This window comes from uncultured Chloroflexus sp. (genome assembly GCF_937951745.1).
In the GTDB taxonomy this organism is placed as follows: domain Bacteria; phylum Chloroflexota; class Chloroflexia; order Chloroflexales; family Chloroflexaceae; genus Chloroflexus.
The window spans coordinates 82,883-99,288 of record NZ_CALFBQ010000004.1 but is presented as its reverse complement, the minus strand read 5'-3'; the positions used below and the strand labels follow the sequence as shown (position 1 = coordinate 99,288).

Here is a 16,406-nt window from a genome sequence, read left to right as displayed (position 1 = left end):
AGAAAGGACGGTCATGGGTTTTCTGTTTGATGGCCTCGATGCTGAAGGCTACGATCGCACATACAGCGATGGCGAACTCGTGCGGCGGATTCTGCGCTATTTTCGCCCGCAAGCCGCCAAGATCATCACCGCCGCGTTGATGATTAGCGCCACTGCGCTGATCGAGGCGCTCATCCCGATCTTTATCTCGTACAGCATTGACGAGATTCAGACCGCAACCTCGCTCAATCAGGCGGCAGTGCTGGCCGGTGCGCTGGCCCTGATCGCTTGTTTGTCGTGGGTGTTTAACCTGATCCGGCAAACAATGTCGGTGCGGGCCATCGGCGACGTGGTGCTGGCGCTGCGTCGCGATGCTGCCGATGCCGTGCTGGCCCGCGACCTCAGCTTCTACGACGAGTTTCCGTCGGGCAAAATCGTCAGTCGTGTGAATTCCGACACAGCAGCTTTTGCGCAGGTGATGACGCTGACCATGGATCTGCTCAGCCGGTTGCTGCTGGTGGTAGTGCTGGTCGGTTATCTGACAACCGTCAGTTGGTCGCTGACGCTGGTGCTGCTCGGGTTGGCGCCACTCATCATTGGTGCCGCATTAGCGTTTCGTACTATTGCGCGTAAGGTCATTACCGCCTCGCGGCGGGTGAATGCCGAAGTCAGTAATCACATTCAAGAAACGGTGAGCGGGATCGGGGTCGCCAAGACCTTCCGCCAAGAGCAGGCGGTGTACGCCGACTTTCTCGATGTCAACCAAAAGAGCCGGCGAGTCAACTTGTACACCCGTTATACCTTTAGCAGCATCTTTCCGCTGCTCAATCTGCTAGCTGCCGCCGGCACCGCGCTGCTCGTCTACCTCGGTGGGCAGAAGGTCTATGCCGGCGAACTCACCACCGGCACGTGGTTTCTCTTCATCCAAGGCCTGCAGAGCTTTTGGTTCCCGCTGACCAGCATCGCCTCATTCTGGAGCCAGTTCCAACTCGGGTTAGCCGCCGGCGAGCGGGTGTTCGCGCTGATCGACGCCGAACCGCGGGTGACGCAGAGCGACCGGCTCGATCCGGGCCGGTTGTGCGGCGAGATTATCTTCGATCGGGTTGATTTTGCGTACAAACCGGGCGAACCGGTCTTACGCCAGTTCAATCTGCATATTCAACCGGGAGAGCGAGTGGCGCTGGTTGGTCATACTGGTTCCGGCAAGAGCAGCATTGCCAAGCTAATCGCCCGCTTCTACGAGTTTCAAGGCGGGCAGATCAAGATCGACGGCTACGACATTCGCCGGCTTGATCTGGCCGCCTATCGCAGCCAATTGGGTATGGTGACGCAGACGCCATTTCTATTCGATGGCACAGTGCGCGAGAATATTCGCTACGGGAAACCAGACGCGAGCGACGATGAGGTGCTGGCGGCGGCGCAACGGGTGGGGCACGGCGATTGGCTAGCAACCCTGCCAGCGGGTCTCGATACGCCGGTCGGCGAGCGCGGCAGCAGCCTGAGCATGGGCCAGCGGCAACTGGTGGCATTGGCGCGAGTGTTATTGCAAGACCCGGCGATTCTCATTTTGGATGAAGCCACCGCTAGCATTGATCCGCTCACCGAAGCCTTGATTCAAGAGGGTTTGGATGAGGCGATGCGGGATCGAACCGCGATCATCATCGCCCACCGCTTGAGCACGGTGCGCGAAGTTGACCGGATCATCGTGCTACGCCGCGGCGAGATTCTCGAACAGGGAACGCACGACCAGTTGCTGGCTGCTGGCGGGCACTATGCTGAGCTGTATAACACCTACTTCCGCCACCAGAGCCTTGAATACATCGAGGCGGCGGGTCAGCGGTAAACGCAAAGGCGCGATGGAAGCAAAGGCGCAAAGGGGTTAACGCCCAGACGCAGAGAACGCAAAGATTGTAAACGCAAAGGCGCGTAGGACGCAGAGGACAGTTTATATCACCAAACCCCTCTGCGCCGCTTTGCAGTCTTGGGCGCCTTTGCGTAGAGCCGGACGCCGTCTAGCTCTACTGGGGACGTTACACCTTTTCCAACGCTGACCGTTCTTGCAGCGATAGCAACGTCCATTGGCCAGCGCGCATAGCTTGGATCGCTTGCACCGCCGCTGCTGCTCCCGACAGCGTGGTCAAGGTCGGCACACCATACACAATCGCGGCCCGGCGGATGGCCCCCTCGTCAAAGAAGCTGGCCTTGCCGAGCGGTGTGTTCACGATAAGGGCAATCTCACCATTCTTGATATAGTCAACCGCATTGGGTCGGCCCTCGTTCACCTTGTAGATTGGCTTCACCTCAAGACCGTGCTGTTGAAGAAAGGCAGCCGTGCCGCTGGTGGCCAGCAGTTTGAAGCCGAGGGCTGCTAAATCACGGGCAATTGGCAACAGATTGGCCTTGTCGCGGTCGTTGACGCTGAGGAAGGCATTGCCGCTGGTGGGTAGGTGACTATTGCACGCCATCTGCGCCTTGGCAAACGCCTCACCAAACGTCGCGCCGCTGCCCATCCCCTCGCCGGTGGACTTCATCTCTGGGCCGAGCAGCGTGTCAACGCCACTGAAGCGCGACCACGGCAGCACAACTTCTTTGACGTGGTAGCGCTGCTCGCTCGTCACATCCAACCGGTAGCGGGGCAGATTAACCATGGCCGGATGCATGATCTCAATGCGACCATGCTCGTGCCGCAGCCGCGCGCCGGCGGCGCATTGCACCGCCAATTGCGCCCACGGTACACCGGTCGCCTTGGCGACAAAGGGCACGGTACGCGAGGCGCGCGGGTTGACTTCGAGCACGTAGACAACACCGTCTTTCATCGCGTACTGGATATTCATCAGGCCGACCACCCCCAGCGCGCGGGCCAATTGCTCGGTATACCGGCGCATAGTTTCGACGTGCTCTTCGGCCACCATGTAAGTTGGGATCACGCAGGCGCTATCGCCGGAATGAACGCCGGCCAACTCAATTTGCTCCATAATCCCGGCAATCACAACCGTCTCGCCATCGCAGATCGCGTCGACATCCATCTCAAACGCATCTTCGAGGAAGCGGTCAATTAACACCGGATGCTCCGGCGAAGCGGCGACCGCCTCACGCATATAGCGTTCGAGGGCAGCGTCGTCGTAAACAATCGCCATCGCCCGCCCACCCAGCACGTAGCTGGGCCGAACTACAACTGGATAACCGATCCGGCGGGCTACGGCGAGCGCCTCTTCCCACGAGGTGGCGCTGCCATGTTCGGGGGCGGGAATATGCAACTCCTTCAACAACGCGCCAAACCGGTCACGATCCTCGGCCAGATCGATCGCTTCGGGGGCCGTGCCCCAGATTGGTACCCCGATTGCTTCGAGCGCCCGCGCCAATTTGAGTGGCGTCTGCCCGCCAAACTGAATGATCACGCCATCGGGCCGCTCTTCGTCAACCACGTTCAACACATCTTCGAGGGTCAGCGGCTCGAAATAGAGCCGGTCAGCGGTATCGTAGTCGGTCGAGACCGTCTCTGGGTTGCAGTTGACCATAATGGTCTCGTAACCAAGAGCACGCAGCCCAAAGACGGCGTGGCTACAGCAATAGTCAAACTCGATGCCCTGCCCGATCCGGTTGGGGCCAGAACCAAGGATCACCACCTTCTTGCGATCGGACGGCTCCGCCTCATCTTCGCTTTCGTATGACGAATAAAGATAAGGCGTGTAGGCGGGGAACTCGGCAGCACAGGTATCAACGCGGTGAAAGGTCGGGCGAATGCCGAGCGCCAGACGGCGCTGACGCACCGCCAATTCTGCCGACCAGCGCTGCGGGCCGGGAGGCACGCGCAGCAAGTGGGCAAGCTGCGCATCGCTGAACCCCATACGCTTGGCTTGGCGCAGCAGATCGGGCGGGATGGTGTTGAGATCAAAGGCGCGCAGGCGGCCTTCAAGATTGACGAGCTGCTCGAGCTGACGGATGAACCACGGATCGATCTTGGTCAGCGCACTAATCTGCTCGACCGACATCCCGCTTTGCAAAGCATAGCGAATGTAAAACATGCGATCAGGATGGGGCGTAATCAACCGCTCGCGCAACCGTTCCGGCTCAATCGCATCGCGGCCATCGGCACCCCACCCAGCTCGCCCCTGCTCGAGCGAGCGCCACGCCTTCTGAAAGGCTTCGGGGAAGGTACGCCCGATCGCCATCACCTCACCGACCGACTTCATCGACGTGGTGAGCGTCTGATCGGCTTGGGGAAACTTCTCGAAGGTGAAGCGCGGAATCTTCACCACCACATAGTCGAGGGTCGGCTCGAACGAGGCCGGCGTCTCGCGCGTGATGTCGTTCGGCAACTCATCGAGGGTATAGCCGACGGCCAACTTCGCTGCAATCTTGGCAATCGGAAAGCCAGTTGCTTTCGAGGCCAACGCTGACGAACGTGAGACACGGGGGTTCATCTCGATCACGTAGATGCGGCCATCGGTGGGCGAAACGGCAAACTGAACATTGGAACCACCGGTTTCAACACCGACGGCGCGCAACACTGCCAACCCCATATCGCGCATCCGCTCGTACTCGCGGTCGGTGAGGGTCATCGCCGGGGCAACCGTAATGCTATCGCCGGTATGCACGCCCATCGGGTCAATATTCTCGATCGAGCAGATGATAACGCCGTTATCGTTGCGGTCGCGCATCACCTCTAGCTCAAACTCCTTCCAGCCCAGCACACTCTCTTCGATCAACACTTGCGATACCGGTGAAGCATCGAGACCACGTTCAACAATGGCGCGGAACTCTTCCATGTTGTAGGCAATGCCGCCGCCTTCGCCGCCGAGAGTGAACGAAGGTCGAATAATGGCCGGGAAACCGGTCTGCGCCACCACTGCCAGCGCCTCATCGAGCGTGGTCGCGGTACCAGAACGTGGCACCTGCAAGCCAATTTCGATCATTTTATCCTTAAAGCGTTGGCGATCTTCGGCGATACGCACCGCTTCGACCGATGCGCCAATCAGCTCGACGCCATACGTAGCGAGGATACCGGCCTCGTGCAGGGCTACCGCCAAATTGAGCGCGGTTTGACCGCCGACGGTGGGCAAAATCGCGTCGGGCCGCTCACGGGCAATGATGCGTTCGAGACTAGGGACGGTCAACGGTTCGATGTAGGTAGCGTCGGCGAGGCTGGGATCGGTCATGATGGTGGCCGGGTTGGAATTGACGAGTACCACCCGGTAGCCCTCTTCGCGCAACGCCTTACACGCTTGAGTGCCGGAATAGTCGAATTCGCAGGCTTGGCCGATCACAATTGGGCCAGAGCCGATAATGAGAATAGTATGGAGATCGGTGCGCTTCGGCATCTTTGTCTCAGACTCCTTTGGCGCGGAGCAAACCAGCGCGCCCCGCACGGCGCTGCTTGATTATACAATACGATTGATGAAGGTTTCACGATGCCGGTCTGGTGGAGAAAGAACAAACTGCTGGGGAACAGGGCAACCCGGCCCAAAGGGCCGGGCTGTGGTTACGAAGCCCGCAGTGCGGGTTGGCTCTCACCCCGGCCCCCTGCTCCTACCTCACGGCGGGAGGGGGGAAGCGGCTGTGTTACCGGCACAGTCACGTGTTGAGGTGGAAGGAATGATCGCCCCACTCCCGCGCCAGTGGGAGCGAGGCTGGGGGTGAGGGTGAAACGGCGCATTCCAAGACTATCAACCGTATTTTTGCTCATGTATTCTGTTCGCCCCTAAACCCGCTGGACGAGGGGGGTTAACTCCCTCCCCCAGCGGGGGAGGGCTGGGGTGGGGGCTGTGCCACTGCTCTGCGGGGTTAACTCACCCCCTCGCCATAACAACCGCACACGCCCCCCATTCTCCGCTTGTCATTGCGAGCCGCCAGAGACGGCGAAGCGATGCCCGCCGAGCACGAGAGTTACCCGCTGCGGGGGCGTTTTCTGCTGAAGCGGGAGATGGCTGCAGGCGCGCGGGCAGCGCGACGCACTGCCCCCACGCGCCCTCGCAACAACAACTGTACACGCCCTATGCCATAACATCACTCCTATTTGACCGAAGATGTTTGGCGTGGTATTCTTTTTCGTAAAGGTTTCATCATTTCACTTATCATTATTACCATGAACAACCAACGCTATATTGGCCGTATTGTCACGTGGAAAGCGCAGGAAAAGTACGGCTTCATTCAAACGCCGAACCACCCCAATGACATCTTCTTTCACATCAACCAATGCTATCACCGCGATTGGCTGCCGCAGATTGGTGAACTGGTCAGATTCGAGGTTGGCCAAGATGCACAGGGGCGTCTGCAAGCGATCAACGTCGAGTCGCAGTCGCCGGCACCACGCATCGCGCCGCCGCGGGTCAATCCGGGCGATACCATACTGGCGCTGCTGGTATGTGCGGCGTTCATTGCCCTGCTCGGACTAGCAACGATCACGGTAGGGCTATCGGTATGGATTATCGGCTGGTATCTGGCGGCCAGTGTAGTGACACTGATGCTCTATATCGAAGACAAACAGCGTGCGCAGCACGGCGTGCGGCGGATCCGCGAAAAGACACTGCACTGGTGGGAGTTGCTCGGTGGGTGGCCGGGGGCGTTGATCGGGCAAGAGCTGGTGCGCCACAAAGTCAGCAAAGGATCGTATGCGAGCGTGTTCTGGTGGATTGTGTGGCTGCACCTACTGGGGTTGATCGGGTACATCGTGGTGCGCATCGGTCTGGCGACTTGGTAATAGCGGTGGCGGGCAGGGTGGGATTCGAACCCACGACAGCGTTGACGCTGTACGGCATTTCCAGTGCCGCGCACTAGACCAACTATGCGACCTGCCCGCACCGTTTGCGATATTACCATAAGGTGACGGGTGGTGCAAGAGTGTGTTCGCTACGGCATAGCAGGTGATAAACGACTATTTACCGACCAAAGCCGTCACAACCCTTTCCCACGTAATCGCGTCAACCAGCGGGCGGCCCGCGCACCCCAAGCGGGCCGCTTCAACCGGATCGGCAGTCAGCCGGTCGAGATGTACGGCAATCGCCGCCGGGTCGGGCGGCGAGACGAGGCCGTTCTCGCCGTGACGAACAAATTCGAGCACGCCGCCAGCGTCATCGGTCGTAATCACCGGCCGGCTAGCGCCGAACGCTTCCACCGTGGCAAAGCCGTAGTCTTCATCGATCGGTGCGTAGTAGACGGCGCGGGCATGGGCGTATAGGTCGATCAATTCGTTATCAGCTACAAACCCACGAAAACTGACTCGTTCACCGAGACCAAGGTCGGCAGCGAGACGTTGGAGGCGGTCGCGGTCGGGGCCGGTGCCGGCGATGATAACGCGCACCGGTGTGGTGGTACGGGCTAGCGCCGCCAGCAGCAAATCGATCCGCTTGGCGCGGTCGAGGCGGGCCGGCGAGAGGATGTAGTCGTGGTAAGGCCCGGCCCACAACTGCCCGGCGTAGCGGCTCGGCGGGTAGAGCGGCGTGCTGCTGAGGCCGTTGAAGCGTTCGAGCCGGCGACTGACGTTGCGCGAGATGGTATAGCGGGCTTGGCATTCGCTGAGCGCGCGCCCGTCGATGCGAAAGATCTGTTCGCGCACTGCACGATGGGCGGGTGAGCCGTCGAAATCACTGAGCGAGGTACCGTACCAGTCGTAGGCTTGCCGATGCTGATGCACCAACCAGAGCACCTTGCGCGGATGGCGAATAAGGTATGACGGGAATTTGGTTGCAATCACGAGGTCAACCGCTTCGCCGTTGACGTGGCTAATGTCAAGCAGCCGCCACGCCAGCGCGCTGTCGATAATCCGTTCCACTGGATGCCATTGAAAGGGCAACGCCACCACATCAACGGTGTGACCACGGCGCTGCAACTCGTCGCGCAGACTCTCGACCAGATACTCAGCGCCACCCCGCGTAAAGGGCACCTGCGTAGCACAGATCAAGATACGGCTCATGATGATGGTGAGGACTGTTGCAATTGAGCGCGCAACGCAGCCAATTCGGCGCGCAAAGCAGCATTCTCAGCGGCCAGTAGGCGAATAGCACGGGCGGCAGTGTCGTTGAAAGCGTTCTGCTGCTCAACGATCGGGTTAATGTACCAGCGCAAGTAGCGGCGCACCACCTTGTTGACAAAGGCCATCACTTGCTCAAGCGGATTACGCCCTTCAAGCGGCCAGTGCGCACTGACCACGCGAGTATATTCGAGTTCTTCCACCACCCGCTGCAACTCACGCTCGGCAGGGGTTGGCTCAGCCGCCGGCAATGCCGCTCGTTGAGCGCGCACCTCGGCTCGCAACGCCGCCAACGTCGCCGCAACATCAATCTCGCTGCTCATGACACACTCACACTTGCCCGTTTCAACAACTCGTTCAACCGCTGCCCGCGCACCTGCGCGATGTCGTCTTGATACTTCAAAATCGCGCCTAGTGTATCCTCGACTGCCTGCGGCGTCAACTCGGTTTGATCGAGCGCGACCAGCGCCGTCACCCAATCGAGCGTCTCAGCCACACCGGGCAGCTTATAGAGATCCATCCGGCGCAACTCTTGCACAACCAGCACCACTTGCCGGGCTAGCCGCTCGCTTGCGCCGGGCACGCGGGCCTTGACGATCTGTATCTCTTTATCAAGAGTCGGATAATCAACCCAGTAAAAGAGACAGCGTCGCTTAAGCGCATCATGCACTTCGCGGGTGCGGTTCGAGGTAATGATCACGGTTGGCGGCGTCTCGGCGCGGATAGTGCCGATCTCCGGGATCGAAATCTGCCAGTCCGAGAGCAGCTCAAGCAGGAAGGCTTCAAACTCCTCGTCAGCGCGGTCGAGTTCATCAATCAGCAAGATCGGTGGCCGGTCGCCACGAGCCTCGATCGCCTGTAGTAGCGGGCGCTTGATCAAAAACTCCGGGCCAAAGATGCTCTGCTGAGCGGCGGCATGCTGGGCGGTACCTTGGGCTTCGAGCAGGCGGATCTGCAACATTTGGCGGGCGTAGTTCCACTCGTAAATGGTGGTGTTCACATCAAGCCCTTCATAGCATTGCAGCCGAATCAACTCGCGGCCCTGCACGCGCGCGAGCGTCTTGGCGATTTCAGTCTTACCAACGCCGGCCTCACCCTCAAGCAACAGAGGCTTGTTGAGTTTGAGGGCCAAAAAGATAGCAGTGGTCAAGGCACGATCGGCAATGTATGCATGTTCGGCAAGGGCCGCTTGCAATTCGTCGATCGAGGCAAAAGAAGCATACGTCATAACAGCGCGCTCCGCAGGGTTAGATTTCTTTCTCAATTGTACACCGACTCGGGATACTGTGTATTTGCACAACGAGCGCAACTCTTTCGCCTCACCGATACTGGCGCGCAATCTCGTAGGGCGAAACGCCACTCAGGTATTGCAACCATAACCAAACATCGTGCAACAGTTGACGGAGAATACCGTTAGCGCGAAAGCGGCGGGCCGAGGTTACAACCTGTGCCGGCACAACATGGACGCGAGTACGAGCGCGGGCACGACGGAAGAGTTCAACGTCTTCGAAGAGCGGCCAATCAGGAAAGCCACCGAGTACACGAAAGAGATCGCGCCGCATCACCATACACTGATCGCCGTAGCTAGTGAGCAGCGAGTCGAACCACATCAAGCGGGCAGCCAACGCCAACAGCCAGTCGGGATCATCGAACGAGAGGCGAAATTTGGCGACTTGCACCTGCGGATCGGCGAACATGCCGCGCAGGAGCGGGAAGGCATTGACCGGTAAGCGCGTATCGGCGTGCAAAAAGACAAAGATGTCACCGCTGGCGATGGCCGCGCCAGCGTTGAGTTGGGGGCCGCGACCGCGCGGCGCCAGCACCAGCCGCGCACCGGCAGCACGGGCCAGTGCCGGCGTGTCATCGTGGCTACCGCCATCGGCCACAATTACCTCGATTGCGGGATCAAGTCGGCGCACAGCTTGCACGCACGCTGTGATGTGATCGGCTTCGTTGAGCGCAGGAATGATGACGCTGAAGGTTGGCATAGGGTCTTTCTCCTTGGATCGCTGTTAGCCCAATCTCAAGGGGCCTCGTCGTAATAGCTCCAAAGAAACACAAAAGGCACAAAACCATGTTGCGCCGGTTGTGTGTTGTCGTGGCTATGTTTCTCACCCCTAAAGGGTCAGCCTACTGGGATGAAGCCCGCTGCGCAGGCTGATAACCGCTCCAAGGTGCCGGGGATAATTCCCATCACCAACCCTTTGCGCACCTTTGCGTCCTCTACGCCTTTGCGTTTAGCCCCTCACCCCTTAAACCTCAAGGGGGAAGAGTGGCAAAACAACCTCTAACCTTGCCCCATTACCGCCGGCGCAACAAAAAGATATATTCGTGCTTGAAGACGTAAAAGCCGCCAGCCAAAGCCCGGTAGCGCCAAAGATCGGCGCTGCCGCGCTTACCGAGGGTGCCGGTAAAGTTTTTGACGATAATGCTCTTGAGGCTAAACCCACAGGCCCGGATCGCTTCCATCGCTTGAAAGCCGAGCGGACACCATTCACCGTGGCGGTAGGTGTCGCCAATCACCAACACCAAGTAGCGGCCCCGGTCGAGCACCGCCGCCACCCGTTCGGCAACTAGGGTAAGGCGGGTAAGAAATTCGTCAATACTCGGCGCATTTGACAGATCGCGTGGATCGTCGCTAAAGCGAATAATGTCGTGGTAAGGCGGATGGAGCAACACCAACTGCACGCTAGCTGCACCGTATCGGCCTAGCAACGCTGGAAAATCCATTAACAGACTGTCGCCCTGCTCGATAGCTGCAACCGTCGGGTGCGCCGGCGGTTCCGCAGCTAGTAGCTGTTGGACGCGCTCTACCATCGGCGCTTGCAGTTCAACACCGATTACGTGGCGACCGAGGCGGCGGGCCTCAATCAGCGTCGTACCCGAACCGGCAAATGGGTCAAGTACCCACTCGCCGGGGCGAGTATAGCGGCGGATGAACTGGCGGGGAATTTGGGGCACGAAATTGCCCCAGTAATCAGCCCGATGCACCCCCGAATTGTCGCGCCGCTCGATCAACCAGAGGCTATCGGTCAAGATGTCGTCATACTCTTTCCAGCGGTGCAGATCGATATCACTGGCTGGCGCAAACCGTTGCGCCTCGAGCGCGCGGCGCAAGCGGGCCACATAATAGCGGGCGCGTTCGAGCGTGCGGGCCGCAGCGATCTGATCGAGTTCGCTATGCAACACCGCTGGCGTGAAGCAAACCGCACACTCGCCAGCATGATGCAACGGATCACTGAGATCGGCCAAACGCCGGCGCAGTTCGGCAACTCCACCACGCAGCTCGGCAAGGGCCGGCGCTGCCAGCAGCACATCGAGCGCTACTGTCAGCAGCTCACGGTTGAGCTGCCACTGGGGCGACTCGGCATCTGGCGGCAACTGGGCCGAAGGTGAACGTCCGGTCATCGGAAGCATTCCTGCTGGAATCAGTCATTGTTATGGTTAGTGTAGCATAAGATAGAGCGAATGTCATTGCCATTGGTATGCTATAATAAAGAAGGTAAAGCTGAAACATGCAAGGATGGGCGTGTGACAGCCAGTGATATCTTGTTTACGATTGCCCAAGAGGTGCAACACTGCACTGCCTGTAACCTTCATCGCGGGCGCACCCGCGCCGTGCCCGGCGAGGGGCCGGCCAACGCGCGGGTGATGTTGATCGGCGAAGGCCCCGGTTACCACGAAGACCGGCAGGGCCGGCCCTTTGTCGGGCCGTCCGGCCAATTCTTGACTGACCTGCTCGCACTGGCCGGGTTGCGTCGCGATGAAGTCTATATCGCAAATGTCGTCAAGTGCCGGCCACCGCAAAACCGCGATCCTGAGCCGGACGAAATTGAGACTTGTACCAAACTCTTTTTGATGCGTCAGATTGCGGCCATTGATCCGGCAGTGATTGTGACGCTGGGTCGCTTTTCGATGGGCCTGTTTCTGCCCGGCGAGCGGATTTCGCGCATCCACGGCCAACCTCGTTATGTCAATGGACGATTAATTGTGCCGATGATCCATCCCGCCGCCGCTTTGCACCAGCCCCAAAACCGGCCATTGCTGGAAGAAGATTTTCGCCGCCTGCCCGTCATCTTGGCCGATGCCGAACGCCAACGGAGCGCGGCTGCCCCAGCAACGCCGCCAGCCGATGAGCCGCCCGAGCAGCTCCGTCTCTTCTGACCATTGGCCGCCCATTGCCGGTGGTGTGACCAAATCAATGTCACGATCCTATCGCCTCTCGCCGGCTGGCCGGCGCAACAATCTATTGATGATTACAGTTGCGATGCTCCTCTGGGTCTTCGCTCTGTGGAGTTTTGCCAGCACGCTGCGCCTCAGCCTTCATCCGGCAGCGTTCTGGGCCGATCTGCAACGAGTGTTCGCCCAACCGCCCGCGATCGAACAAGCGGCGCCGGCGCTGTTGTTGTTGGTGCTCATTGTCGCCACACCACTGCTGATCTGGAACCTGATTGCGGAATGGGACGCTGCGTTCACGCCCGCTGACGAAGGTCTAACCTACGAAGCTATGGGTGTACGGTTGTGGTGCCCGTGGAAAGAAATGCTTGCGTTACGACCCTCACCCGCGGTTACTGATGAAGCGGTTGTCGTCTATTGTCGGTGCGATCCGGCGGAAACGATTGCTAACCCGCTCTTGCGCTGGCTCCACCGGCAGGCCCATGGCCGGCAACAGTTGGTTATCGGCCCAGATATCGAGCACCGTGACGAATTGGTCGCGCAGATCGAACAAGGAATGGCCCGCACACAAACACGGGCCAAGGTGTTAGCAGTTGACCATGCGCCGACGGCATGATACGGCGCATGTGGGTGTGGTCTGAACAGGGTTGTGCCAAACCCTGTCATTATATCGTTCGTTTGGGCGCAACCGCAGATGCGCCCTTCAGCAAACGTTGAATATAGCGTATCAGAAAGGAGCAAGGGTCGCTGGTACACCGGCCCTAAAGAAACCTATGGCCAAACAACGTCTCCGTGTGATTCCACTCGGTGGCGCCGGGGAGGTCGGCCGGAACATGTGGGTGGTTGAGTATGGCGACGATATCGTCATCCTCGACTGCGGTGTCATGTTTCCCGATGCCGATATGCTCGGCGTTGATCTCGTCTTGCCTGACATTACCTATTTGCGCGAGAAGACGAATCATATTAGAGGGATTCTTATTACCCATGGTCACGAAGACCATATCGGCGCTGTGCCACATTTGATCGCCGAACTCGATTTCCCGCCAGTGTACGGCACGAAGCTCACGCTTGGCTTGCTCAGCAACCGGCTTAAAGAGCACCGGCTGCAAGATAAGGTAACGACCGTTCAAATTACCGAGCGCGAGCCGTTTCAAGTGGGCAGCTTCACGGTGGAAGCATTTCATATTGCCCACTCGATTCCTGATACCGTTGGCTTCGCGATTACGACTCCCGCCGGTCTGTTGATCTACCTGACCGACTGGAAGCTGGATCATACGCCGGTTGATGGCCGCCCGACCGATCTTGAGAAGATCGCTGAGCTAGGCAACCGCAAGCCGCTGGTGCTGGTGACCGATTGCGTGCGGGTTGAGTCAAAGGGCTATACCCCGAGCGAAGCCACAGTCGGCGAGGCGTTCGACAATATCTTTGCTACCGCTCCCGGACGGATCATCGTCGCCACGTTTGCCTCGAATATCAGTCGCGTGCAGCAGGTGATCGACTCGGCGGAAGCCTATGGGCGTAAGGTGATGCTGGCTGGACGCAGTATGGAGACCAATGCGCGGATTGCGTTCGAGCTGGGTTATTTGCGCGCCGATGAGGGCACCATCATCCGCCCGCACGAGATGTCGGCTTACCCCGATGACCAAATCGCCATCGTCTGCACCGGCAGCCAAGGCGAGCCAATGGCCGCGCTGAACCGGATGGCCAACCGCGACTATCCGCACGTCAAGATTAAACCCGGCGATACGGTTGTGTTCTCGGCTACCCCCATCCCCGGCAACGAGGTCAGCGTTAATAAGGTGATTAACAATCTGTTCAAGCTCGGGGCCGATGTGATCTACGGTCCCGAAGCCCGCGTCCATGTGTCGGGCCACGCTGCGCAAGAGGAGCTGAAGCTGGTGTTGGCCCTGCTGCGCCCCAGCTTTATTGTGCCGTTCCACGGCGACTACCGGCATCTGATGCTCTACCGCAAACTGGCGACCAATATTGGGATAGTCCCCGATGGCGAGCGGGTGCTGTTGGCCGAAGGCGGCTCGATTATGGAGTTCTCTCCCGGCTATGGCAAAATCACCGGCAAGGCGCCGGTCGGTTACATCTACGTTGATGGCACAACGGTCGGCGATGTCGGCAATGTGGTAGTGCGTGACCGCCAACTGCTGGCCAAAGACGGCATGCTGATCGTGGTGGTGAGCATTGACAGCGCCACCGGCGAATTGGTCGCCGGGCCAGATGTGGTCTCGCGCGGTTTTGTCTATATGCGCCAGAGCCAAGATTTGATCGAAGCGACGAAGGAGACGGTGCGCGCCGCGCTGGCGAACAAGAACGGTGCCGGTTCGGTTGATGCGGCGTATATCAACCGCAAGATCCGCGATGTGGTGAGCGAATTCCTCTACCGCGAGACGCGCCGGCGGCCGATGGTGTTGCCGATGGTGATGGAAGTGTAGGAGCACAGCGTAGGGGTACAGCGACGCTGTACCCCTACGCTGTGCCGCTTACGGATCGATCCGCGGCAAGACGATCCCGGTTTGGCCTTGATATTTCCCCTTTTTATCGGCATACGACACCTCGCACGGCTCGTCGCTCTCGAGAAACAAGACTTGCCCAATGCCCTCGTTGGCGTAGATGCGCGCCGGGAGCGGCGTGGTATTGCTGATTTCGATCGTCACATGCCCTTCCCACTCTGGTTCGAGCGGGGTGACGTTGATGATGATCCCGCAGCGGGCATAGGATGATTTACCGATCACGATGCAACTGACCGTGCGCGGGATGCGAAAATATTCCAACGATTGGGCTAACGCAAACGAGTTGGGTGGAATATCGACATACTCGGCGCGAATGTCAACAAACGAGCGCGGATCGAAGTTCTTTGGATCGACCAGCGCGTTGTAGACGTTGGTAAAGACCTTGAAGTGGTCAGTGACCCGCATGTCGTAGCCATACGAGGTCAAGCCATACGAGATGACGCCCTGCCGCACCTGATGATCGACGAATGGCTCGATCATGCCGTGTTCGAGCGCCATGCGCCGAATCCAGCGATCGGATTTGATCGGCATGGTGGTATTCCTCCTGTGGTTGGGTAGTGCGCCGTCGAGATGGACAACCGTTTGTCGCTTCGTTATGGTTGAACGCGCAAAGAGCCAACTTTTCACGAGGGGGGGATCGCTGCGCCTTCCCCTTTCACGTTTCCAGCATCGCCTGATACACCGCAACATAGCGGCGGGCAATCGCTGCCTGCGTAAACTCGGCCAGCACGCGCGCTCGGCCGCGCCGAGCAAGTTCGGCGCGCAGTTCAGGCTGGTCGATCAAGCGGCTGAGCGCCGCGCGCAACGCAGTCACATCGCCTTCCGGGAAGACGAGACCGGCTGCGCCGATCACCTGCGGGATTTCACCGCAAGTCGAGCCGATCACCGGCACGCCACAGCTCATCGCCTCGATCAGCACCCGCCCGAACTGCTCTTTCCAGTTGGGTTGGGTACGCGACGGCAAGACCAATACATCCAGCTCGCGCATCGCTGCCGGCACGGCCGTGCTGCTCACCGCCGGTAAGACCTCGACTTGCGCGCTGAGACCCAGTTCTGCCGCCAGTTGCAACAGCCGCGGACGCTCGATCCCGTCGCCGATCAGCCGTAACCGCGCATTGGCCGGCAAGCCGGCTAACGCCGCTACCAGATCGGTCACCCCCTTTTCCGGCACCAGCCGGCCTACATAGCCGATGATAAAGGCATCGTGCTGGCGTAGCCCATCCGCTGGCGCAAAGAGATCAGGATCAACGCCAAACTGGGGAATAACACTGATCGGGCCATCATAGCCATGCCGGCGGATAATCGCCGCCGCTTCTTGATTGCCGGCAATGGCATGCGCGGCATGGCGTAGGTTGTAACGCTCGAACCAACTGAACGGCGGTGGGTAGCGACGGTCAATATTGGCCCAGTTGTAGAAACAACAGCGCGCGCCTATTGCTACCCCTTCCCGCATAGCCAGAAAGGTGGCGAGATTGAAGCTCTCTTCATCGATATGGAACACCTGTGGGCGTAAGTGCCGGATGAGCGGGCGCAGGCCGCGGTAGAAGTGAATGTGATGATGGCCATTCAAAACCATCGGGAGGGTCAAGAGCGTATACCCAGCGGTGAAGCACCGTTCAAGCGGGATCATTCCCACCCGCGGCTCGCGCCATCCCGGCGGCGCGAGCACCGTCAATTCCACCCCCAACCGCGCGATCTCCTCCAGCTTGCGCTGGTAAGCACCGGCGACCACGGCCTTTGAAAGCATCACGACACGCATA

General features: G+C 59.4%; 13 protein-coding genes and 1 tRNA gene. 5 read left to right on the top strand and 9 right to left on the bottom strand.

Features of this window, described 5'->3' with window-relative positions; all coding sequences use genetic code 11:
* Positions 1-13 precede the first annotated feature (13 nt).
* Positions 14-1,822 (top strand): ABC transporter ATP-binding protein, encoded by a 1,809-nt coding sequence (locus tag Q1A59_RS01670; RefSeq protein ID WP_298482678.1) that lies wholly within the window; start codon positions 14-16, stop codon positions 1,820-1,822.
* Between the two features lie 187 nt (positions 1,823-2,009).
* Here Q1A59_RS01670 and carB read toward each other — a convergent pair whose 3' ends face one another.
* Positions 2,010-5,300: a carbamoyl-phosphate synthase large subunit gene (gene carB / locus Q1A59_RS01665; protein WP_298400776.1), complete on the bottom strand. Its 3,291-nt coding sequence runs from the start codon at positions 5,298-5,300 to the stop codon at positions 2,010-2,012.
* Between the two features lie 764 nt (positions 5,301-6,064).
* On the opposite strand from carB, the gene Q1A59_RS01660 reads away from it, so the two are divergent.
* Positions 6,065-6,679, top strand: a complete 615-nt coding sequence (locus Q1A59_RS01660; RefSeq protein WP_298400779.1) for a cold shock and DUF1294 domain-containing protein — start codon at positions 6,065-6,067, stop codon at positions 6,677-6,679.
* Positions 6,680-6,685: 6 nt separating this feature from the next.
* Here Q1A59_RS01660 and Q1A59_RS01655 read toward each other — a convergent pair.
* The 6 genes from Q1A59_RS01655 to Q1A59_RS01630 form a co-directional block, all read right to left on the bottom strand.
* Positions 6,686-6,776, bottom strand: a tRNA-Ser gene (locus Q1A59_RS01655).
* 77 nt (positions 6,777-6,853) lie between these two features.
* On the bottom strand, positions 6,854-7,891 hold the full coding sequence (locus tag Q1A59_RS01650) for a glycosyltransferase family 4 protein (protein WP_298400783.1): 1,038 nt from the start codon (positions 7,889-7,891) through the stop codon (positions 6,854-6,856).
* The gene (locus Q1A59_RS01645) at positions 7,888-8,271 is read right to left on the bottom strand and encodes a hypothetical protein (RefSeq protein ID WP_298400785.1); all 384 of its coding nucleotides are present in this window, start codon (positions 8,269-8,271) and stop codon (positions 7,888-7,890) included. The genes Q1A59_RS01650 and Q1A59_RS01645 overlap by 4 nt, the downstream gene beginning before the upstream one ends.
* On the bottom strand, positions 8,268-9,176 hold the full coding sequence (locus Q1A59_RS01640; protein WP_298400788.1) for a MoxR family ATPase: 909 nt from the start codon (positions 9,174-9,176) through the stop codon (positions 8,268-8,270). Before Q1A59_RS01640 ends, Q1A59_RS01645 begins: the two co-directional genes overlap by 4 nt.
* A gap of 91 nt (positions 9,177-9,267) precedes the next feature.
* Entirely contained in the window at positions 9,268-9,936 is a 669-nt protein-coding gene (locus Q1A59_RS01635) for a TIGR04283 family arsenosugar biosynthesis glycosyltransferase (RefSeq protein ID WP_299643551.1), read from the bottom strand.
* Between the two features lie 313 nt (positions 9,937-10,249).
* The gene (locus Q1A59_RS01630; RefSeq protein ID WP_298400795.1) at positions 10,250-11,356 is read right to left on the bottom strand and encodes a TRM11 family methyltransferase; all 1,107 of its coding nucleotides are present in this window, start codon (positions 11,354-11,356) and stop codon (positions 10,250-10,252) included.
* Positions 11,357-11,479: 123 nt separating this feature from the next.
* On the opposite strand from Q1A59_RS01630, the gene Q1A59_RS01625 reads away from it, so the two are divergent.
* The 3 genes from Q1A59_RS01625 (at position 11,480) to Q1A59_RS01615 (ending at position 14,568) form a co-directional block, all read left to right on the top strand.
* On the top strand, positions 11,480-12,112 hold the full coding sequence (locus Q1A59_RS01625) for a uracil-DNA glycosylase (RefSeq protein WP_298400799.1): 633 nt from the start codon (positions 11,480-11,482) through the stop codon (positions 12,110-12,112).
* A gap of 37 nt (positions 12,113-12,149) precedes the next feature.
* Positions 12,150-12,740, top strand: a complete 591-nt coding sequence (locus Q1A59_RS01620; RefSeq protein ID WP_299643548.1) for a hypothetical protein — start codon at positions 12,150-12,152, stop codon at positions 12,738-12,740.
* A gap of 157 nt (positions 12,741-12,897) precedes the next feature.
* Positions 12,898-14,568 carry a ribonuclease J gene (locus tag Q1A59_RS01615; RefSeq protein WP_298490615.1) on the top strand — a complete coding sequence of 557 codons (1,671 nt, stop codon included), beginning with the start codon at positions 12,898-12,900 and terminating at the stop codon, positions 14,566-14,568.
* A gap of 48 nt (positions 14,569-14,616) precedes the next feature.
* Here the strand turns inward: Q1A59_RS01615 and dcd are convergent, their stop codons facing one another.
* Together dcd and Q1A59_RS01605 are read right to left on the bottom strand one after the other, a co-directional pair.
* Positions 14,617-15,177 carry a dCTP deaminase gene (gene dcd, locus Q1A59_RS01610; RefSeq protein WP_298400807.1) on the bottom strand — a complete coding sequence of 187 codons (561 nt, stop codon included), beginning with the start codon at positions 15,175-15,177 and terminating at the stop codon, positions 14,617-14,619.
* A 124-nt stretch (positions 15,178-15,301) separates the two neighbouring features.
* Positions 15,302-16,405, bottom strand: a complete 1,104-nt coding sequence (locus Q1A59_RS01605) for a glycosyltransferase family 4 protein (protein ID WP_298400810.1) — start codon at positions 16,403-16,405, stop codon at positions 15,302-15,304.
* Between the last annotated feature and the right edge of the window lies 1 nt (position 16,406).